This is a genomic window from Streptomyces sp. Tu6071 (assembly GCF_000213055.1).
In the GTDB taxonomy this organism is placed as follows: Bacteria; Actinomycetota; Actinomycetes; order Streptomycetales; family Streptomycetaceae; genus Streptomyces; species Streptomyces evansiae.
Genome location: NZ_CM001165.1, coordinates 5,912,979 through 5,933,978, shown reverse-complemented (window position 1 = coordinate 5,933,978; position 21,000 = coordinate 5,912,979). Strand labels below are relative to the sequence as shown.

The window sequence follows — 21,000 nt, the reverse complement described above, 5'->3', positions numbered from 1 at the left end:
CTTCATGGACGCCGGGATGGGCCGCATGAAGTCCGCACCCTGCACAGGGGCACTGAATGCACATCAATAGACATGAATCTCCTCATCGCAGGGGCATTAAGGGCCCTTGAGGAGTGAATGCCTGATGCCTTACTAACTGCACCGTGCGAATGGGTTTGGCCGCTTTGGGCACAGAAATCGCGACTGGAAAGTGAAGTCACGATTTAGTGCGTGATGATGTTCACACAGAGGCTGCACAGGTAGCGGATCTTCACTTGAGCGTCACAAAATCTCGGGCATCTGCTGTCTCCCGCGTGACCGTCTGGTCTCGCTCCCACGGTCCGAGGGGACTTCCGCCAGTGTTCGGTCAATCGCGGCGCGCGCATCGCCGTCCATCACGTCGTGCCACCAGGACGGTCCTCGGTGTGGCGCTGGTCCTCGGGCTGTTGCCGGCGCAGGCTCTCGCGGTGCCACCGAGTCCTGATCAGGCCGAGGTGGGTCGCGATGAGTTGGTACTGGAGAAGCTGAAGCAGGACAAGCCCGTGGACGGCGGGACCTTCGACGTCAACCTGGACTCGCTGAAGGCCGAGGTCCCCGACGACCAGCACGAGGCGCCCTCGGGAACGGCGACACCACCTGCGGCAGGCTCGGGCACGGTGACCTTCTCCGGTAGCGCCGCTCGCACCTTGTCGGCCCAAGCGGCGACTGACGCGGTACCGGTGGGCTCGCTGCCGGTGAAGCTGGGACAGGCTCCCGACCAGCCCGCGCCCACCGGCACCTGGCAGGTCAGCCTGGACGCGCGCACCGACGTGGTCGAGCAGGGCGTTGACGGGGCCGTCCTCCAGGTCGATGCTCCTTCGGCGGATGCCGTTGCGGTGTCGGTCGAGCTCGATTACGCGAAGTTCCAGAATCTCTACGGTGCCGACTGGGCCTCGCGGCTGCGGCTGGTGCAGTTCCCGGACTGCTTCCGGACGACGCCGGACGTCGAGGAGTGCCGGCAGTACGAGGAGCTGGAGACCGCCAACGACACCCTGACGAAGACGGTCACCGCCACCGTCGCGCCCCGCCCGAACACACCCCTCGTCACGCAAGGCGTCTCCGCGCAGTGGGCGAAGACGGCGATCAGTTCGGCCACCGCCTCGGGTTCCTCGGCCGTAGTCGGTGCCGTCGACTCCGGCAGCGGCCCCGGGGGAACGTTCAAGGCAACGCCGTTGGCGTCGAGCGGGAAATGGTCGGCGGGCAACTCGTCCGGCGCGTTCGCCTGGTCCTACCCCCTCACCACTCCGCCGGCGCCCGCCGGGCCCACCCCGCAGGTCTCCCTTTCGTACAACTCGCAGGAGGTCGACGGGAAGACGGCGATCGCTTCGCCGCAGTCGTCGTGGATCGGTGAGGGCTGGGGGTACGACCCGGGCCACATCGAGCGCCGTTACCGTTCCTGCTCGGACGATACGAAGAAGCTGAACGCCGGAACCCCGAACAACACGGCGAAGAGCGACAAGACCGGTGACCTGTGCTGGGTGTCGGACAACGCGGTGATGTCCCTGAACGGGAAGAACACGGAACTCGTCAAGGTCGGCGCGAACGGGGACGTCTACCGTCCCCAGCAGGACGACGGCACCCGCGTCGAACTGCGCACGGGCGGCACGAATGACGACAACGACGGCGAGTACTGGGTTGTCACGACCACCGACGGAACGGACTACTACTACGGCCTGAACGCGGTCGGCGGCGGGCACGCCACCACGGACTCCGTCTCCACCGTCCCCGTGTTCGGCAACCACCCCGGCGAGCCCTGCCACCAGGACTCCTTCGCCGACTCCCGGTGCGGCAGCGGCAAGCAGCAGGCATGGCGGTGGGGCCTCGACAAGATCGTCGACCTGCACGGCAACACGACGGTGGTCAACTGGAAGCAGGAGACCAACTACTACAGCGCCCGGAAGAAGTACAAGTCCCCTGAACAGTACGACCGTTCCGCCTACCCGGCCTCCATCGAGTACGGGATGCGGGCGGACCTGACGAAGCCCGCTGCCACCATCGAGTTCACCGCCGCGCAGCGGTGCCTGGAGTCGGCCACCCTGTGCGCGTCCGCGAACTTCGCCAAGACGGACGACCCCGGCGCCTACCGCTACTGGTGGGACACCCCCGGCAGCCTCAACTGCAAGTCGACTTCGGACCTGTGCCCGAGCTTTCCGTCGTTCTGGACGCAGATGCGCCTGGACACCATCACCACCAAGGCCGCCCGCCCGGGGCAGAGCGCCCTCGGGAAGGTCGACAGCTGGAAGCTCAACCAGTCCTTCCCCGAGGAGTGGTACGACAGCGCGCCCGGCCTGTGGCTGAACTCCATCACCCACCGCGGCTACGCCCCAGGCGACAGCACCGGAACCCTGGACTCCGCCTCCGGCGTCAGCTTCACCGCATACACGGTCGGCAGCCGCGACCCTCTGCACAGCAGGCTCCTGGACCGCCAGCTCCCCAACCTCGTCACCAGCGGCCCCAAGGACCAGCGGCCCCCGTTCACCCGCCCGCGCATCGGGATCGTCTCCACCCCCGACGGCGGTGACATCGAGGTCCAGTACACGGGCGGCTGCTCCGCCGAGCCCGCCTCGGACGCCGAGAGCAAGAACGGCACCTGCTTCCCGGTGCGCTGGTCGCCGGACGGCGAGGAGAAGAAGCCCGCGAAGGCGTGGTTCAACAAGTACGTCGTCGCCTCCGTCGTGGAGACGGACAAGGTGGCCGCACACGGCGACCCCGTCTACACGCAGTACACCTACAAGGACCCGGCCTGGGCCAAGAGCGACGACGAGTTCAGCAAGCCGTCGCTGCGCACGTACAGCGACTGGCGCGGATACCGCAGTGTCACGACGACCAAGGGGAAGAAGGGCAACGTCAAGGCCGGCGACCCCCAGGCCCAGTCGACGCAGACCACCCGGTATTTCCAGGGCACAGGCGGCACGGTCAAGGACTCCACCGGCACGTACACCCTCACCGATGACGACGCCGAGCCCTTCGCAGGCACTGCGGCGGAGGCGATCACCTACGACCGCACCGACGGGCGAGTCGTCCAGCGCACCCTGAACTACCCCTGGCTCAAGCAGACAGCCTCCCGCGAGCGCGAGAGCGAAGACGGCACGGACCTCCCGCCCCTGAAGTCGTACCGCTCAGGGATCAAGCGCACCGACGCCATCAGGACCGTCGGCACCACGTGGGAAGCCGTGCGTACCACGACCGAGGTCGAGGACACCTACGGGCTGCCAGTCAAGATGGAGACGTCCGTCGTCAAGCCGAAGCCTGGGGGTGAAACCCTCAGCGAGCAAAAGTGCGTCACCACGGACTACGTCCATGACCCGGCGGCCGACCGCTGGATCATCGGCCTGCCCAAGCAAGTCCGTACCACCGCGACCCCGTGCTCCGGCGCCGCCGACGCTGACCCGGCCACCAGGCTGATCGGCACTGTCCAGACCAGCTACGACGGCGGCACCTACGGGGCCGCACCCACCAAGGGCAAAGCCACGACCATTGCCAAGAGCAACGGCGACGGCAAGTGCTGCGACCTCAAAACGACTTTCACCTACGACGCCGCAGGTCGGACCCGGACCGTCAGCAAGCCCGGTGAAGGCACCGCCGAGACGCAGTACACCCCTGCGATCGACAAGCCGGAGGACAACGGAGGCCCCGTAACCTCCACAAAGGTCCTGAACGCCATGGGCCGTCCCACCGTCACGACCTTCGACCCGGGCCGTGGCTCCGCCCTGACGGTCACCGACCCCAACAACCGGGTCACACGCACCGAATACGACGCACTGGGCCGCGTGGTCAAGGGTTGGCTCCCGGAACATGCCTCGGCCACCAACCCGGACGTGCAGATCGCTTACCAGGCGGCTGTGGCGGATGCCAAGACGACCTCACCTGCCGCCATCACGACCCGTACGTTGAAGGACGACGGCACTTACAGCAGCTCCGTCACTCTCTATGACGGCCTGCAACGCGCCGTCCAGACACAGACGGAGGCCCACGGCAGCGGGCGGATCGTCACCGACACCAGCTACAACGACCACGGCCTCGTCAACGAGCAGACGAGTCCCTACCTCGCCAAGGGCGAGCCCTCGACCCACTTGTTCGAGCGACGCTCGGACAGCCTGCTCCCCAGCAAGACCCGCACCCGCTACGACGGACGCGAACGCCCCGTCCAGGTCTCCACCTTCTACGGCCAGACCTTCAAGTACGCCACCTACACCACCTACGGCGACAACTACACCAAGGTCGACGCGCCCGGCTCCACCACCCCCGTCACCGACACCTACACCGACGTCCTCGGACGCACCACGTCCATCCGCCAGTACGTCAACGCCGCCGCGACCGCGAAACGACTCACCGGCTACGAGTACGACGCGCGCGGCAACCTCAACCACGTCACGGCCCCCGACGGCACCGAGTGGACCTACACCTACAACGCCCTTGGCCAGCTCAAGAGCCAGGCCGACCCCGACTCCGGTGACAGCAGCTTCGAGTACGACGACGCCGGACGTCAGACCAGGGCCACGGACACGCTCGGGCGGGTCACGTCCACCGATTACGACGTCCTCGGCCGCATCACCAAGGTGTGGGAAGGCGACAAGACCGGCGACCCGGTCAAGGAGTACACGTACGACACGCTGCCAGGGGCTCTGGGCTTGCCCGTGTCCTCCACTCTTTACGACGGCAGCAGCAAATACGTCAGCAGGGTCACCGGTTATGACGCCGCCTACCGTCCTACCGGCAAAGACATCGTCATCCCGAAGAACGACCTCACCAAGGGACTGGACCGCGACGCCTACTCCTACCAGTACGCCTACACGCCCACCGGAAAGCCCCTCAGCGTCACACTGCCCGCTGTAGGAGGTCTGGCCGCCGAGCGCGTCCTGACCCGTTACGACGAGGACGGCCTCGCCGAATCCACGTCCGGTATCGACTGGTACACCTCCGACACCACCTACTCGCCCTTCGGCGAAGTACTGCGCTCCGTCAGCGGCAAGCAGCCCTCCCGCCTGTGGACCACCAACTTCATCGACGAGCACACGGGTCGCCTCCAGCGCACCGTGACCGACCGCGAGACCGCCGGCCCTCACCGCGTCACGGACAGCACCTACTCCTACGACGCCTCCGGCCTCATCTCCTCCCAGGCACGGCAGTTCGGCGACGGCACCTGGGACAACCAGTGCTACACCTACGACCGCCTCGGCCAACTCGTCCACGCCTGGACCTCCAACCTCATCCCCAACGGCAAGGGAACCGGCTGCCAGAACACCGCCGGCACCAAGTGGGGCTACCAGACCAACGCCGAACCCTCCGGACCGGCAGGCGCGGACGCCTCCGACACCGCCGCGGACACCACCGGAGCGCCTGACACCTCCCTCACCGAAACCCTCACCAATGCGGCCCCGGCCGCGACCACAGTCAGCACCGGCGCCACCGGCTACTGGCAGAGCTTCACGTACGACTGGGCCGCCAACCGCAACACCCTCACCGAACACAACACCGGCGACACCACCAAGAACGTCACCAACACCTACACCTACACCTACGGCAAACAAGTCAACGGCAACGGCACCAGCGCCCCCACGCTCGCCCAGCCCCACACCCTCACCGCCGTCAACTCCACCGCCACAGGCCAGAACAGCACCTACGGCTACGACGACCTCGGCAACACCGAAACCCGCACCCTGCCCACCGGCACCCAAGACCTGAAGTGGACCCAGGCCGGGCGACTGCGAACGGCGACCGTCGGCACGTCCCAGACGACCTACGTCTACGACACCGAGGGAAACCGCCTCCTGGAGCACTCCACCACCGGCAGCACCCTCTACCTCGGCGAAACCGAACTCACCACAGACGCCAGCGGGAAGATCACCAAGGCCACCCGCAGCTACGGCCAGGCCGGCACCCCCACCGTCACCCGCTCCACCTCCAACGGCGCCACCACCGCCCACCGCCTCACCGTCACCCCCGCCGACCTCCTCGGCACCTCATCAACCGCCGTCGAACTCACCGGCAACCAAGCGATCACCCGCCGCGAATTCAAGCCCTACGGCGAGACACGCGGAACAAAACCCACCAACTGGCCCGACAAACACACCTACCTCGGCGTAGGCATCGACGACACCACTACCGACCTCACCCACATCGGCGCCCGCGAATACGACACCACAACCGGCCGATTCATCAGCGTCGACCCGGTCATGGACCTCACCGACCCGCAACAGATCAACGGGTACAGCTACAGCAACAACAGCCCCGTCTCCGCATCGGATCCAACTGGCCTGATTCTGCAGCTGATGGATGAGAACGGGAGATACCACGGCCTGAATGGATCAGACGCCTCCAACCGGGAACCGGTCCCGCTGAGCGACATGAATGAGAAGTCGGAAAATTACTCCGGCCAGGTTCAAAGCTCACCCGTCTGGAAAAACCAGATAACCGGGCAAACCATTGAACTCCCTTCTCGAAACCTGAAGAAGTTCGTAAATAAATTCGTAAAACTTTTCGAGAAAAATTTCAATAAATACGGTCCATTTGACTACGAAAGCGAATGGAACGAAAAGGTAAACCTCGTCCTTCAAATCTGTGAAGACATGGAATGCGGTAACGGGGGCCAGTATCCGCTGCGTCTCGTTCAAATGCGATTCATTCCGGCGGGTGACGATCATGTAGGCCTGCCTAACGAGATGCGCGGCGGGTTCAAATCCAGAGGTTCTAAGACCAAGGCGAGCGGTCTATCTGGGATCGTTTCGTGCGCATCCGGAAAGAACAGCTTCACTGCTGGCACTGATGTGGCACTAGCCGACGGCAGCACAAAGAAGATCGAGGATGTCAAAACCGGGGACAAAGTTATAGCAACCGACCCTTCCACCGGAGAGTCGGAGGCACACAAGGTCACCGCCACCATCACGACCGAACATGACAAAAAATTCGTTGACCTGACAATCGTCACCAAGCACGGCCCTGCATCTCTGACCGCGACGGAGGGGCACCCCTTCTGGTCAATCGACGCAAACGGCTGGATCGACGCCGGCAAACTCGAAATCGGCACCCACCTGCGCACGACCACAGGCGACAAGGCCACGGTCACGGCGACCCGGCACTACAAGAAGCGCCAGCGCACCTACAACCTGACCGTTGACGTCTTCCACACGTACTATGTGCTGGCGGGTCAGACTCCGGTGCTTGTGCACAATTCGACGTGCCCGACGGTGGCAGAACTTTTGGCCCGAGGAGCTGCGCCCGACAAGAACAATTACTCGCGCGCAGGGCACGAGTTGAAAAAGCATGCCGGTCGCTCTACGAATTCTGGCCAATGGCCAGAGCCAAGCGGCAAGAAGAATCCGTGGGCTTGGAGTGACCTCGGACAGGAGACACTCGCCAGAATTCTTAATGATCCGAAGGTGGCAGTGCAGCGCTATAGTAACAGAGCTGGCGATAACGTCATTGAGTATCATGTTCCATGGGGTGCAGTGCAGTTTAGGCAGCCTGGCGGCAGCGGAAGTTGGCAGCTGCATTCGTTCAGGGACTAGTTAGACGAATACCAAATGTGTGGCCGCCTCACCTCGGGGCGGCCACGCGTTTTTGTTCATTTCGGAAAGGGCTGGGTCGGATGGGATTTCATGACCACAATGGCGCTCTGATCGAGGTTGCGGTGCTTAGTGACGGCAAGGAAGGGAGTGAGGGCTGGGTGGTGGAATTTTGGGACCTCACCCCGGGAGGCCCAGGCGAGCTAATGCATGTGCGCGTGGATGCAAATGGAGAGTTCGGCGTAGATGTTCTAGACAAGTCAGTGGGTGAGGCATTCGTTAGCTGGGCTGTATCTATTGCGAGATCTGAGCTGCTGTAGACCGAGATTTCGAAGACTGTGAATTTTGTGCGCTGCTGGTGTGCAGCTCCGCACACGTACTATGTGCTGGCGGGACAGACTCCGGTACTCGTTCACAACGGCAACTGCCCGACAACCCCGGTTGGCGGGAGGGGCACGAACTTCCGCAATCTTTCGCCAAATGAGCCGGCAACAATCGCAGGTCGCGATTACACCGGACATGCGATTGACCGGATGCAGGAGCGCGGCCTCATGCCGTCTGCGGTGGAAAACACCATTCATGTCGGCGAAAAGATGCCAGGTAAGCGGGCCGGGACGACGGCGTACTATGAAGCGGAGAATAATGTGACGGTGATTACGGATGCCGCAACTGGGCGGGTTGTCACCGTTAGTTCCGGAAGGATCAAGCAGTGAGTGAGGGTTCTGATGCGCAGCAGTGGTTGCGCGAAGGCGCACGTCAGTCGATCCGGAAGTACCGCTCCGGAGACATCTCGCTCCGGAGCCTGATCGACGATCTCGACTCGGTTTCGTCAAATCTCGCGACATCTCCATTGAGCGAGGAAATTCGCTCACAATGGTGGGTTCTTGAGGAGATCTATGCTGTTGCTCTTGATCGGGGTGATCTGCATGAATTGCCTCGCGAGGACGCGCTGGCTATCCAGGAAGCCCTCGATGTGTTGGAGCGACTGTTCGGGTAGGCGTGCTGCCGCGATTGGAGGTATCGCGACCGGCGCCTTCTCGTGAGCCGGTCACACCTTCTGACTGCGACCCCTCTGATTCGCTTGAGCGAATCAGAGGGGTCGCCGGCTGTCCGGAATCTGGCATTACGTCTCCACCTGACGGCAGTAGTTGACGGCAACGGCGGCGCACACCAGGGGTGTGCGCCGCCGTTGCCGTGTGCCCGTGCGCGGGGTCAGGGGCGGTTGAGGGCGTCGCCGAGGGCGGTCATGGCTTCGCGTTGGAAGCGGAGGCGTACGTGGGCGTAGACGGTGGCGGTGACGCCGATGCGGGCGTGGCCGAGGAGTTCCTTGATGACGACGAGGTCGACGCCTTGTTCCAGGAGCAGGGTGGCGGTCGAATGCCGGAGGTCGTGGAAGCGGATCGCCCGGAGGCCTGCGCTGTGGAGGAGGCGGCGGAAGCGGCGGGTGTGCGGCCAGGACGTCGATGGCCTCCTGCACGTATCGGTAGACGGTCGCGATCCCGATGCCGAACCCTGCGGAGAGCTGGGCGTAGGTGTCGCCGCAGCGCAGATGGGCCAGGACGAGCAGCGCCTGCCGACCTGCGGTCAGCCGCCGCCACCGGGAGCCGATATCCCGGCGGTGAAGCGCCAACTGGTGTGCGAGGTACCGCAAATGGACGCTGGACAGATCGATCGCCGACGGGTAGACAAGCACACCAAGCTCCTGTGCGGCACGGTGGATCTTGGTCGTGACACCGTCTACCAGGAGCTTCTTCGTGTCGCAGAGCCGACCAACTGGCGGACCACACCCTCAGGTTGGAAAAGGCTCACTGTCTCGCACCACCTCAGTCGCTTGGAGGGGGACGGCATCGTGATGCGCACGTCGTCGAGATGGCGCTCGTGCCGCCTGTTGTAGGAGGCACGAGCGATGCCTCGCCACCTCAACGGCGGGAGCTTCTTGCGCACGTGGAATATTCGCGACCGCCCGGTGATTGGGTCCCGTGCAGGAATCACGGGAGGAGCTGCTGGTGGCCGAGCTGAAGGTGTTCCGACGGCGTGCAGACGGGCGGGACGTGGAGCTGGTGGGCTCGGCGGTGGCGCTGGAGGTGGAGCTTCAGCGGCGGGTCGAGGCGGGGCTGGAGGCGATGCTCGGGGTGCGGTTCCTGGCCTCGGAGTACGCGACGGGTCCGTGGCACCGGGGTCGGATCGACACGCTCGGGCTCGACGAGACCGGTGCCCCGGTCGTGATCGAGTACAAGAAGGGCTCGGACAGCGGCGTGCTGTCGCAGGCCGTCTCGTACATGACCTGGCTGCGTTCGGCGCGTCACGAGTTCGAGGCGCTGGTCCGTGACGTGCTGGGCGCGGAGGCGGCCGAGAGCATCGACTGGCGTCGCCCCCGGATGATCTGCATCGCGTCGGCCTTCTCCCACCACGACCGCGTCGCCGTGGACAACGTCCCCGAGCGGATCGACCTCGTGCGCTACCGCGTCTTCGACGGGGACCTGCTGAGCCTCCTGCTGGAGCACTCCTCACCCGGCGTGCCGCACCCCAGCGGGACGCAGCGCAGAAGAGAGCGGACCGCGGGGGCACCGAAGCCGCCCGCCGCGCCGGTTCCGTCGGCGCGATGCTCCGCTCCGGCGTGCCTGGAGGACCTGTACGCGGAGCTGGATGAGGCCCTCACGGCGTGGGGTGAGGTGGAGGTCACCCCGCTTCAGCACTACATCGCATACCGGCGCCTCGTGAACATCGCCTCGGTCCTGTTCCGCCCCGGGCACAAGGTGATCCTCACGTACCTGCGCCTCGACCCCGACACCGTCGAGCTGGAGGAGGGCTTCACACGCGACATGCGCGGGATCGGCCACCTCGGGACGGGAGACCTGGAGGTCCGCGTCGGCTCACCCGCCACCCTGGAGCGGGCGCAGCCGCTGATACGGCGGGCCTTCGAAGCGGCCTGACGCACATGGAAGGGCGGCTGGTGCACCGGCTCACGGTGCACCAGCCGCCCTTCGCCGTCTGCGATCCGCCGGCCCCGGGCCGGTTCTCGACCTCACTCCTCGGGCCCGGCGAGGACGAAGTCGTCCTGGGTCAGCTCCGCGCACAGCCGCCGTTCGGCGATGTCCGCGTAGTGGGTGGAGAGTTCGACGCCGAGGAAGTTGCGTCCTTCGCGCAGGGCGGCGACGCCGGTCGCGCCGCTGCCGGTGAAGGGGTCGAGGACCGTGCCGCCTTCGGGGCAGACCTTGACGAGCTGCCGCATGATCTCGACGGGTTTCTGGGTGATGTGGACGCGGTCCTTGCGGGGCTGTGAGGCGATGTAGTGGCCGGGGAGGTAGAGGTCGCGGGTGTTGTCGAGGGCGCCCTTGACACCCCAGGTGACGAACTCGGTGTCCTGTTTGGGTCCGCCCTTGCGGGGGCGGCTCGCGGGCTTGATCCACGAGATCGTCCCGCTCCACGTCCATCCCGCCATCTGGAGGGCGTCGGTGGTGGTGGGCTCCTGGCGCCAGTCGGAGAAGACCATGGCGACGGAGTGCTCGGTCGCCGCGCGGTACGCCTCGGTGAGCAGTTCGGTCAGCCAGGAGCGGTAGGAGCGCTGGTCGCGGTTCTCGCCGGGGAAGGTGGCGAGGTCGTGGGCGCTGTTGCTCGTGACGTACTTCGCGCGCGCGGTGCGCCCGGTGCGCTCGGAGCTGGTGCGTCCGCCGCTGTTGTACGGGGGATCGGTGATGACGGCGTGGACCGATTCGTCGGGGAGGGTCTTGAGGATGGTGAGCGCGTCGCCGCGGTGAAGCGTGTAGCCCATCGGCTCGCCCCCTTTCTGCCAGGCGGGAATGGGTCCGGCGGAGAGTAGCCGCGAACCTCGGCCGTACCTAACGCGACCGCCTCTCGACTCCCGTGCCTCGGCTGCCGTTTGGTGCGGCCGAGGTTCGTGCGTACCGTCTCGCCGCACAGCCCGCCGGAAGCCGGTTCGGAGGGCGTTGACCTGCGTGTTCGGAGGCATTCGTGCGGCGCGAGAGATTACGAGGGCGGCTTGCTGCCGCGCTCGCACCCACGGCCAACAGGGGCCCATCCCTCTCTGGCCGGGCCGCCTTGAGCGGTACGTGCCTGGCGCGGCGTCGCGGACCTTCTCGTACTGTCTCCGGCGCCGCGCCTTCTCACCACGGGAGGCATCCATGCACACATCAACACGCGTTACGACCTCGTGAAGACCACCGGAGCGGCGCTCGGTCTGCTGGCCGCCGCACCCCTGCTGCTCGCCGCGCCCGTACTGCTTGTCGCGAGTACGACGGCCGAAGCGAGCTGCACCTCAACCTCCCCCGTCGACACGGCTGCTGTGGCCGGCCAGGTCGAGCACCTCCTCGCGGGCGGCAAGGCCACCGAGGTGAACGTCGAGGGTCTTCCCGACCCGGCCGAGCAGATCCCGAACGCGGAGCGGATCGTGGCCACCGGTATCTCGCTCGGCGTCCCCGCGCGCGGCCAGGTGATCGCCCTCGCGGTCGCCCTTCAGGAGTCGGGGCTGCGCAACCTCGCGTACGGGGACCGCGATTCCGTGGGGCTCTTTCAGCAGCGTCCCTCGCAGGGGTGGGGGACGGTCGAGGAGATCCGGGACCCGGTGCACGCGGCGACGCGCTTCTACGAGGCGCTGCGGAAGGTGGACGGGTGGCAGTCGCTGTCCCTCACCCAGGCGGCGCAGGCAGTGCAGCGCTCGGCTCTCCCCGACGCCTACGCCAAGTGGGAGGACCTCGCGCTCGCCCTCCGGACCGCGCTCGCCCACGTCCTGGATCCCGACGGCGACACAGGCGCTGGCTCCCTCGCCACGGGCGACGGGTGCGTCGCCGACGAGGCGCAGTTCGGGCCGATTCCGGTCGGCACAGTCCCGAGGGGCTACACCATCCCGAAGGACGCCCCGGTCCCGGTGCGGACCGCGATCCGCTGGGCCCAGGGGCAGCTCGGCACGCCGTACCAGTGGGGCGGATCCTGCACGGATGCGCACGGCCCGGACCCGATGGGCCGGTGCGACTGCTCCTCGCTCATGCAGCAGTCGTACGCCGCCGCCGGGCTCCATCTCAGCCGCACGACATACACGCAGGTCAAGGAAGGCAAGGCGGTCTCGGTCGACCACCTTGAGCCGGGCGACCTCCTCTTCACCGAGGGGAGCGCCGCCGCGCCGGAGCACGTCGGGATGTACATCGGCTCCGGACTGATCATCCACGCGCCGCACACCGGCGACGTCGTCCGCATCACGACCCTCGACGCCTGGCGGGGGGACATCCTCGCCGCCCGGCGGGTCGTCTGACCAGAAGGGAATCATTTGCCGTACCAGCCGCAGGCTCACCTGCCGGTCGAGCGCCAGGCGGACCTCCTGCGGGAGACGGCCCGCCACCTGGATCAGTGCGCCGCCGCGTTCTACCGCCTCGCCGCCCTCAACTCCGTTCACCGGCAGGGGCTTTCCGAGATGCTGACGCACCTCTCCGAGTCGTACGCGGGGCTTGTCGGTAACGCCGTCGGGCCGGTCGACGTGGCGAGCGAGTCGCCTGAGGCCGAGGCCGAGCGCAGGGCCACCTACGCGTACGCGCACGCCGCGCTGCTAGGTTCTGTCGTCAAATGTCACGCCCACATCAGGAGTGACGCGAGCGTGACAGCTGCTTCGTAGGACTCGGCAGTCTTGTCGTACCGGGTGGCGATCCCGCGCCACTGCTTCAGACGGTTGAAGCACCGCTCCACGACGTTGCGGTGCTTGTAGACCTCGCGGTCGAAGGCCGGCGGGCGGCCTCCGCGGCTGCCCCGCCGGGCCCGGTTGCGGGCCTGGTCGGCCCGCTCGGGAATCGTGTGGGCGATGCCCTTGCGACGGAGCCAGGCGCGGATCGCCTTCGAGCTGTAGCCCTTGTCGCCTAGGACGTGATCGGGCCGGACCCGGGGACGGCCGGGTCCGATCCGGGGCACGCGGATCGCTTCCATCACGGCGGGGAACCGGGTGCAGTCGTTGGTGTTTCCACCCGTGACCACGAATGCCAGGGGTCGGCCCCGCCCGTCACAGGCCAGGTGGATTTTGCTGGTCAGACCGCCTCTTGACCGGCCGAGGGCCGGGTCGCGGAGCCCCCTTTTCGGGCCCCGGCCGCGTGCTGGTGAGCGCGGACGATCGTCGAGTCGACGGACACCAGCCAGTCGACGTCGCCCGCCGCATCCGCTTTCGCCTGGGCGGCGCGGAGCATCCGGTCGAACGTCCCGTCCGCCGCCCACCTGCGGAAACGCGTATGCAGCGTGGCCCACGGGCCATAGCGCTCGGGCACGTCCCGCCAGGCCGTCCCGGTCCGGAACTTCCACACGATCCCGTTCAGGACCCTGCGATCGTCCAACCGCTTGCGTCCCCGCAACGACTCGGGCAGCAGCGGCCGGACGAACTCCCACTCGGCATCCGACAGTTCATGGCGACGTATCACGACACCATGATCCACCAGCGGTGATCATTTGAAGACACTGCCTAGTGAACAAGGCGCTGCTGCGGGCGGCACCGGCCCTGGAGTGTGCGGTGCGCTTCCACCTCTCCCCGGAGCCCGTTGCGCCCACCGAACTGAACGAGTACCGCAGCTCCGTGCTGTCCGTCCACGGGCAGCTCAAGGAGGCGGCGTGGATCGTCGAGGAGTTTTCCAGCGAACTATCCGAGCCTGAGCCCGAGTTGCTCCGGCAGATCAAGGCCACGCGCCCCGGCGTCTTCAGCCGCATAGCGAGCGGCACCTCCTCGGCCCGCTCCCGTCGCGCCGCGCACCCCGGCGACGCCGACCGTCCGGCCGCACCGTCGTCGACCGCCGCCCGGTCGTCCCGGCAGCGCTGACCGCTTCCTCCCTCCCCCTCTCCTTCCTCTTCTTTCCTCCCGTCCGCGCCAGGGCTGCCTTCGGCATGCCCGGAATCGGAGTGCCCGTGCACCACGTCCTCGACGTCATCCAGCTCGCCTACGACCCGGGCGTCAAACCCACCGAGGGCGGTCTGCCCGGCCTCTCCGTCCTCAAGAAGGTCGTCGGGGGCATCAACCTCTTCGCGATCATCGCCTCCGTCGGGGCACTCGCGGTCAGCGCTGCCGTCTGGGCGTGGGGACACCACTCCGGCGGCCACCAGGCGGAGGCGACCGGCAAGAAGGGCGTGCTCGTCAGCGCCGGGGCTGCCCTGCTGCTCGGGGCGGCGAACGGGATCGTGACCTTCTTCTCCGCCCTGGGCACACAGGTGCACTGATGAAGAAACGTTCCTTCACACCTGACCGCAGCGCCACGGGCGCGAAGGGCAGGCTCGCACTCGGCGCGCTCGTCCTCGTCGTCCTGCTCGCTGTCGCCGGGCTCGTCGGGTATCTCACCCGCCCCGACGGCGCACCTGCCGCTCACATCCCGGCGGCATCGCCCGCCCCCACAGGGCGCGATCCCTCCTCGCCCGCCCCCGCCGAGGACGTTCCGGAGGCCGAAGCGGTCCCGCCCTCAAAGGTGCTGGAGCCTCCGTCGACATCCGATCCGCTCACCTACGCCAAGGCCGCCGCCATCGCCCTGTGGTCGTACGACACCCGCAGCACCACGCAGGTCGAGCACCTCGCACTGCTGGAGCGCTGGCTCACCCCCGAGAAGCAGGTCGTGGACCGGGAGTCCGTCGAGGAACAGGTGCCCTCACCGACGCTGTGGACCGAGATGTCGGCCTCCGAGCAGTACGCGACGGCGACCGCGACGGAGGCCCGGTACCCCGAGGCGTTCGCCCGCGCGCTGCGCCAGGACCCAGCCCGCCTCGGCACGGCGTACGTCTACGCCGTCACCGTCACCGGCCACCAGTCGATCGCCTGGAAGGGGCACACGAAGGCCGGCGCGGAGACCCGCACGGCCACGCTCGCCGTCCAGTGCTGGCCCCAGCGCCCGTGCGCGCTGGCCGGAGCGCTCCCGGCGGTGGCCCCATGACCTCCAACTCAACGAAGACGAAGGGAGGTTCGCGTGGCCGTCTGTGATCTCCCCTTGATGGACAAGGTGTGCGGCGCGATCGACTTCGCGCAGAATCCTGGCGGGACGGTGACGAACGCGGTCGGCGCCTGGATCGCGAAGAGCGTGGGAGAGCTGGCCGCGTCCGCGGCTGACCTCGCGGCCAGGACCGTCGACGCCACCACCGCGATCGACCTCGACGCGCACTGGTTCCGGCAGAACTACGAGTTGATCCTGCCCATCGGCCTGGTGGTGATCGTCGCCACCTTCTGCCTCCAGCTCGTGCAGGCCGCCTTCCGGCGCGACGAGCGGGCGCTCGCCCAGGCCGTCACCGGCACCGTCACGGGTGTCCTCTTCTCCTTCTGCGCCGTCTCCTTCACATCCGTCGCGATCACCGTGACCGACAGCCTCTCGGAGAGCCTCTTCGCGACCGCGCACACCTCGATCGCCGAGGCCGTACGCCGACTCGTGGGCGGACCCGACCTCGGCACGATGTACAGCAACGGGTGGGTCACGCCCACGTTCGTCGCGCTCGCCTGCTCGATCGGCGCCTTCCTCTACTGGTGCGTCATGGTCGCGCGCAAGGTCGGCGTCCTCGTGATGGTGACCCTGGCCGTCTTCGCCGGAGCCGGTGGTGGCTGGGAGGCGGCAAAGCGGTGGCGACGCGGCTGGATCGAGGCGACCGCCGCCCTCGTCTTCTCCAAACTCGTGATGACCGTTGTCTTCCTCATCGGCGTCTCCGCCCTGGGCCAGACCCACGCCCGCGACGGCATCGGCGCGGTCTCCGATGCCCTGGCCGGGCTCGTCGTGATGGTCCTCGTGCTGCTGTGCCCCTACGCCTGCTACAAGTTCGTGCACTGGGCGACGGACAGCGGCGGCCACGACGACCTGCACCGCACCGCCGTCGCGGGCGTGACCGTGGCCGCGAACGCCGCGAAGACCGCGGGCCGTCTCGCGTTCCAGGCATCGACCGGTGTCCCCGCGCCGCAGGGACCGTCCTCCGTGCCCGGCACGGACTCCTCCGGCACGGCCGCCGGGATCGACCCGAGCGGCGGGAGCCGGCTGAGCAAGGAAGGCATCGACGGCGGGGCGGAGCAGTCCCCCGTCCACTTCCGCTACGGCGAGGACCCGGACGCCGAGGGCGACGGCGGCACCCCGCTCATCCGCAGGCCCGGCATCCCCCCGCTCATCACCCGGCCGCCCGCCGACGCTCCCGCGCCGAGCCCGGCCCCGGCCCCGGCCCCGGCCCCGCCGGACCTTCGCAAGGCGAACATGCCGGCCCCGGGGCCCGGGTCCCCACCGCCCGAGGGCTCGTGACCCGAGACAGGGGGCGGGCAGCCCGTCGCGCCGCCCGCCCCCGTGCCCCTCGCTTCTTCGACCGCTGGGACCACCATGCCTGAAACCCTCTCCCCGACCGTGAAGTTCCCCCACCGCTCCCGCCGAGGGGTGCTCGCCGGCCTCTCCACCGCGCAGCTCGCGCTCGCCGCCCTCTCCGGGCTCCTGCTCCTGCTCGTGGTGCTGCTCGGCGGCGTCCTCACCGCGCTTGCGCTACTGCCCCTGTGGGCCTTCCTCCTCGCCCTCACTCTCGGCCGCCGCCGAGGCCGCCCACTGCCGGACTGGACACCCGTCGTGCTCCGGTACGCGCTGCGCCGCATACGCCACCAGCTCCTGTGGCTGCGCCGCCCCGGCTCCCGCCCGGTGCGCGACGGGCTGCTGCATCTGCCGGGCCGGGCCGCGAGCCTTCGCGTCGTCACGAGCGGCGACGGCCGCCTGTCCGCAGTGCACGACCCCCACGGTGCCACTCTCACCGCCGTGCTACGCGTCTCCTCGCGCGCCTTCGCCCTCCTGGACCCGGCCACCCAGCAGGCCAACGTCGCGGGGTGGGGCCGCGCGCTCGCCGCGCTCGCCCGCACCGGCCACGTGGCGCGCGTCCAGGTCCTGGAGCGGACCGTGCCCGGCTCCGGCGACGCCCTGCGCCGTTACTGGGCCGAACACGGCGCCCCGCACGCCCCCGGGGCCGGGGCCTTGTACGAGGAGCTGATCGCCTCGGCGGGCCCGGCGGCGGCACCGCACGAGATGTACGTCGCGCTCGCCCTCGACCTCAAGGCGACCCGACGCCTCGCCGCGCAGACAGGCGGCGGCCTGAGCGGCGCCTTCGGCGTGCTCGCCCAGCTCACCTCGACCGCCGAGCAGGCCCTGCGCGATGCCGGGCTCACCTCTTCCGGATGGCTCACCGCCGGGCAGATCGCCGCCGTGACCCGCTCCGCGTACGACCCGGCAGCCCTTCCCGCCCTCGACTCCTGGAGCGAGGGCCCCCTGCCCGCCGCCGCGCCGACCGCCGCCGGGCCCATCGTCCTCGTCGAGCACCGGGACCGGATCAGCACCGACTCCGCCGTCCACGCCACCTACTGGGTGGAGAACTGGCCCCGCACGGCCGTGAGCGCCGCCTTCCTCCACCCCGTCCAGTTCTCCGCCGGGGTACGCCGCTCCCTCTCCCTCATCTACACACCGCAGGGCCTGGATTCCGCGCTGCGCGACGTACGCCGCCGGAAGTCCGCGATCATCGCGGACGCCGCCGAGCGCGCCCGGCGCGGACAGGTGGAATCCGAGGCGGACAGCACCGAGTACGCCGATGTCCGCGACCGGGAACGACAGTTGATCGCCGGGCACGCCGATGTCGCGCTGACCGGGCTGATCACCGTGTCCGCCGAGAACGACAAGGACTTGCGCGCCGCCTGCGCCACGATCGAGACGGCGGCCGTCGCAGCCCAGCTCGACCTTCGCCCCCTCCTCATGCAGCAGGCCGAAGCGTTCACGAGCGCCGCGCTCTCGCTGGCCCTCGCGGCATAAGCGGGCAACCCGATGCACCAGCCTGAACCGCCCCCACCCGACGGCCTGCTCCCGCTCGCCGCCACCGCCCTCGACCTGCACCGCGCCACCTGCACCGGGCCCTTCCTCGCCGGCCCGGACGACCTCGACGCTCTCCACGACCTCGGATGCGCCCTGCTACGCCTCCTCGATGTCCACGCCGAGCGCGCCACCCCGATCCGGGAAGTCGCCACACCACTACGCGAAGCACGGCTTCGCGCCTGGCAGTTGACCGACCTCCTGCACCGCGCCGCCCACGCCGTACCCAGGCCGCGCCCCGCGCCCACCCACCTGTGCCGACGCCACCACGGCGCCGTACGGCTCATCCGCCGCCGGGCCACCGCCGCCGAACTCCGCACCTGACACGAGGACTTCATGCGCCGCGCCATCGCCTCCCCCTTCTTCTCCCCCACCCAGCGGCCCGACCGCCCCGAGCGCAAGGTCCACCGCGCCCGCCTCGCCGCCGCCCGCCGCCGCGCAGCCACCGCCGGACAGAGCGACCGCGAGGAGCCCACGCCAGGGCTCGACTCCGAAATGCGGGCCACCTATCCGGCCTCCGGCAGGCCCGGCCCCGCCTCCGCGCGCGGCGGGAAGCTCCGTCTGCCCGCCCACCGGCTGACCACGGCAGTCGTCTCGGGCGCCTACCCCTTCCTCGCCGAGGGTGGCCTCGGCGCCGAGGGCCTCTACATCGGGCGCGACGTCCACGCCGACGCCGCCTTCTGCTACGACCCCTTCGCCCTGTACGCCTCCGGCCGCGTCGAGGGCTTCACCAACCCCAACGGCGTGATCGCCGGGATCATCGGGACAGGCAAGTCCGCGCTCGCCAAGAGCATCGCGCTGCGCGCCATCGCGCACGGCTACAAGATCTACGTGCCCTCCGACCCCAAGGGAGAGTGGGGGCCGGTCGCCTCGGCCCTGGGCGGGCAAACGATCGCGCTCGGCCCGGGACTGAGCGGACGCCTCAACCCGCTGGACGCCCCGGCCCGGCCCGCCTCGGTATCGCCGCAGGACTGGCGCGGCGAAGTCCGCAAGCGGCGCCTTCTGCTGCTCGCCGGACTCGTCCGCACCATCCTGGGGCGCGACCTTCGCCCCGCCGAGCACACCGCACTGGACACGGCGCTCGACCTCGCCGTCGCCGAGGCCGAGGGCGCCGGCGCCGTCCCGCTGCTCGGCGACGTCGCCAGCGTCCTCACCCACCCGGACCGCATCGACGCCGTCCTCGCCGGGTCCGCCGGACGCATCGCGACCGCCGCCGACGACCTCGGCCACGCCCTCCGCCGCCTGCTTCACGGCGACCTGAGCGGGATGTTCGACGCCCCCTCCACCGTCGCCTTCGACCCGAACGCGCCGATGCTCACCATCGACCTCTCCCGCCTCGGCGGCACCGGCGACGACCTCGGCCTCGTCCTCGCCATGACCTGCGCCAGCGCCTGGATGGAGGCCGCCCTCGCCGATCCCGAGGCCGGGCGCCGCTGGGTCATCTACGACGAAGCCTGGCGCGTCATGCGCCACACCGGGCTCCTGGAACGCATGCAGGCGCAGTGGAAGCTCTCCCGCGGCCTCGGCATCGCCAACTGGATGATCATTCACCGGCTCAGCGACCTCCTCGCCGCCGGTTCGGCGGGCTCGCGCGGACGCGCCCTGGCCGAAGGACTTCTCAGCGACTGCTCCACGCGCGTCATCTACCGCCAGGAGCAGGACCAGCTCGCCGCCGCGACCGCGCTCCTCGGTCTCACCGGCGTCGAGGCCCTGGCCGTCTCCGCCCTGACCCGCGGCCGGGGACTCTGGAAGGTCGCCGGCCGCAGCTTCATCACCCAGCACATCCTCCACCCCGAAGAACGCCGACTCTTCGACACCGACGCACGCATGGGACCCGAAAACGCCGAGGTCGCGGACCCAGCGGCCCCCTTGCTGTCCCCCCGCTCCCGCTGAGCGCCCGGCAAGGGCCCGCACACTCCACGAGGTCCACCACATGACCGACGCAAACACCACCCCGGCCGGCGCCCCCGGCTCTGAGCGCGACGAGGAGCCCGCCTGGATTCATCACGTCCCCGCGCTGGCTGCCGCAGCCGAGGGCATCATCCGCGCCTCCGACGCATGGGACGCCATCTCGGACTCCCTGTGCGACAGCGACGGCTGGCCCTTGGACGAAGATCGCTACGCCGACGGCAAAGTCCGCCGCGACGCCGAGGCATGGACCCACGTCGAGACCTTCCTCGCCCACGGTCCCGAAGTCCTCGCAGGCGTCCGGGCGAGCGCGCTGGCGGTGGATTACCTGAACGGCCCGATCAGTCTCGACCTGAGCGTACTGCGCAGGATCGACACCACTCTCGAACGGGCCGCCGAGCTGCAGGACGAGTGGGCGGAGGCCGTCACCTACCTCAACCCCATGCCGTCCAGGTACCGGGACCTGTACGAGATCCGGGCCATCGAACTGCGCAACAGCGAAGGATGGCACTACGCCGACCTCCTGTCCGCCCAGGGAGCGGCGCTCGCGCGCGTCGGAGCCCACCTCGCAAGCCGCACCGGCCCGCCAGTGCCCTCCGTGCGTCCCCACGCCGCGCCCTCCCGACCGGCCGCGCCGACAGGCGAGACACCCGCTGGCCGACGGCCCCCAGCACCTCCCCCACCGGCGCCACCGCACCGCTCCCGCTAAGGCGCCCCTCCATCGCACAGCGTTCTCGCCATCACCG

Annotated in this window: 15 protein-coding genes and 3 pseudogenes; 14 read left to right on the top strand and 4 right to left on the bottom strand. The window is 68.6% G+C overall.

The window, feature by feature from the left end:
* The first annotated feature begins 338 nt into the window (after positions 1-338).
* From STTU_RS25090 to STTU_RS25085, 3 genes are all read left to right on the top strand, one after another.
* Positions 339-7,526 carry a polymorphic toxin-type HINT domain-containing protein gene (locus STTU_RS25090; RefSeq protein ID WP_007828011.1) on the top strand — a complete coding sequence of 2,396 codons (7,188 nt, stop codon included), beginning with the start codon at positions 339-341 and terminating at the stop codon, positions 7,524-7,526.
* A 380-nt stretch (positions 7,527-7,906) separates the two neighbouring features.
* A complete protein-coding gene (locus tag STTU_RS34755) occupies positions 7,907-8,236 on the top strand; it encodes a DUF4258 domain-containing protein (protein WP_158678810.1) in 330 nt (109 codons plus the stop codon).
* Positions 8,233-8,520: a hypothetical protein gene (locus tag STTU_RS25085; protein WP_043256300.1), complete on the top strand. Its 288-nt coding sequence runs from the start codon at positions 8,233-8,235 to the stop codon at positions 8,518-8,520. Before STTU_RS34755 ends, STTU_RS25085 begins: the two co-directional genes overlap by 4 nt.
* Positions 8,521-8,735: 215 nt before the next feature.
* Here the strand turns inward: STTU_RS25085 and STTU_RS33505 are convergent.
* Both STTU_RS33505 and STTU_RS33500 read right to left on the bottom strand, forming a co-directional pair.
* Positions 8,736-8,969 (bottom strand): annotated as a pseudogene (locus tag STTU_RS33505) (tyrosine-type recombinase/integrase); the annotation flags it as partial.
* Positions 8,962-9,216, bottom strand: a pseudogene (locus tag STTU_RS33500) (helix-turn-helix domain-containing protein); the annotation flags it as partial. The pseudogenes STTU_RS33505 and STTU_RS33500, both read right to left, overlap by 8 nt.
* 313 nt (positions 9,217-9,529) lie before the next feature.
* Between STTU_RS33500 and STTU_RS25080 the strand changes: the two are divergent.
* Complete coding sequence (locus STTU_RS25080; RefSeq protein WP_043256298.1) at positions 9,530-10,456, top strand: DUF5655 domain-containing protein; 927 nt, start codon at positions 9,530-9,532, stop codon at positions 10,454-10,456.
* Between the two features lie 92 nt (positions 10,457-10,548).
* On the opposite strand, the gene STTU_RS25075 is transcribed toward STTU_RS25080, so the two are convergent.
* A complete protein-coding gene (locus tag STTU_RS25075; RefSeq protein ID WP_007828006.1) occupies positions 10,549-11,295 on the bottom strand; it encodes a DNA-methyltransferase in 747 nt (248 codons plus the stop codon).
* A 399-nt stretch (positions 11,296-11,694) separates the two neighbouring features.
* On the opposite strand from STTU_RS25075, the gene STTU_RS25070 reads away from it, so the two are divergent.
* Complete coding sequence (locus STTU_RS25070) at positions 11,695-12,789, top strand: C40 family peptidase (RefSeq protein ID WP_043256297.1); 1,095 nt, start codon at positions 11,695-11,697, stop codon at positions 12,787-12,789.
* A gap of 15 nt (positions 12,790-12,804) precedes the next feature.
* A complete protein-coding gene (locus STTU_RS25065) occupies positions 12,805-13,146 on the top strand; it encodes a hypothetical protein (protein WP_234019315.1) in 342 nt (113 codons plus the stop codon).
* On the opposite strand, the pseudogene STTU_RS33495 reads toward STTU_RS25065, so the two are convergent.
* A pseudogene (locus STTU_RS33495) lies at positions 13,101-13,933 on the bottom strand (IS5 family transposase). The gene STTU_RS25065 and the pseudogene STTU_RS33495 sit on opposite strands and share 46 nt — an antisense overlap.
* Before the next feature lie 44 nt (positions 13,934-13,977).
* On the opposite strand from STTU_RS33495, the gene STTU_RS25050 reads away from it, so the two are divergent.
* The 8 genes from STTU_RS25050 (at position 13,978) to STTU_RS25015 (ending at position 20,963) form a co-directional block, all read left to right on the top strand.
* A complete protein-coding gene (locus STTU_RS25050) occupies positions 13,978-14,325 on the top strand; it encodes a hypothetical protein (protein WP_007828004.1) in 348 nt (115 codons plus the stop codon).
* Positions 14,326-14,390: 65 nt separating this feature from the next.
* The gene (locus tag STTU_RS25045; protein ID WP_050776761.1) at positions 14,391-14,720 is read left to right on the top strand and encodes a DUF6112 family protein; all 330 of its coding nucleotides are present in this window, start codon (positions 14,391-14,393) and stop codon (positions 14,718-14,720) included.
* The gene (locus tag STTU_RS25040; RefSeq protein ID WP_007828002.1) at positions 14,720-15,421 is read left to right on the top strand and encodes a hypothetical protein; all 702 of its coding nucleotides are present in this window, start codon (positions 14,720-14,722) and stop codon (positions 15,419-15,421) included. Before STTU_RS25045 ends, STTU_RS25040 begins: the two co-directional genes overlap by 1 nt.
* 33 nt (positions 15,422-15,454) lie before the next feature.
* Positions 15,455-16,756 (top strand): SCO6881 family protein, encoded by a 1,302-nt coding sequence (locus tag STTU_RS25035; protein ID WP_420713563.1) that lies wholly within the window; start codon positions 15,455-15,457, stop codon positions 16,754-16,756.
* A gap of 75 nt (positions 16,757-16,831) precedes the next feature.
* Positions 16,832-18,289 (top strand): SCO6880 family protein, encoded by a 1,458-nt coding sequence (locus STTU_RS25030; protein ID WP_007828000.1) that lies wholly within the window; start codon positions 16,832-16,834, stop codon positions 18,287-18,289.
* Between the two features lie 12 nt (positions 18,290-18,301).
* Complete coding sequence (locus STTU_RS25025; RefSeq protein WP_007827999.1) at positions 18,302-18,670, top strand: DUF6238 family protein; 369 nt, start codon at positions 18,302-18,304, stop codon at positions 18,668-18,670.
* Positions 18,671-18,682: 12 nt separating this feature from the next.
* On the top strand, positions 18,683-20,239 hold the full coding sequence (locus tag STTU_RS25020) for a hypothetical protein (protein ID WP_007827998.1): 1,557 nt from the start codon (positions 18,683-18,685) through the stop codon (positions 20,237-20,239).
* A gap of 40 nt (positions 20,240-20,279) precedes the next feature.
* Positions 20,280-20,963, top strand: coding sequence for a hypothetical protein (locus STTU_RS25015; protein WP_007827997.1), 684 nt, complete (start codon positions 20,280-20,282; stop codon positions 20,961-20,963).
* The last annotated feature ends 37 nt before the right edge of the window (positions 20,964-21,000 follow it).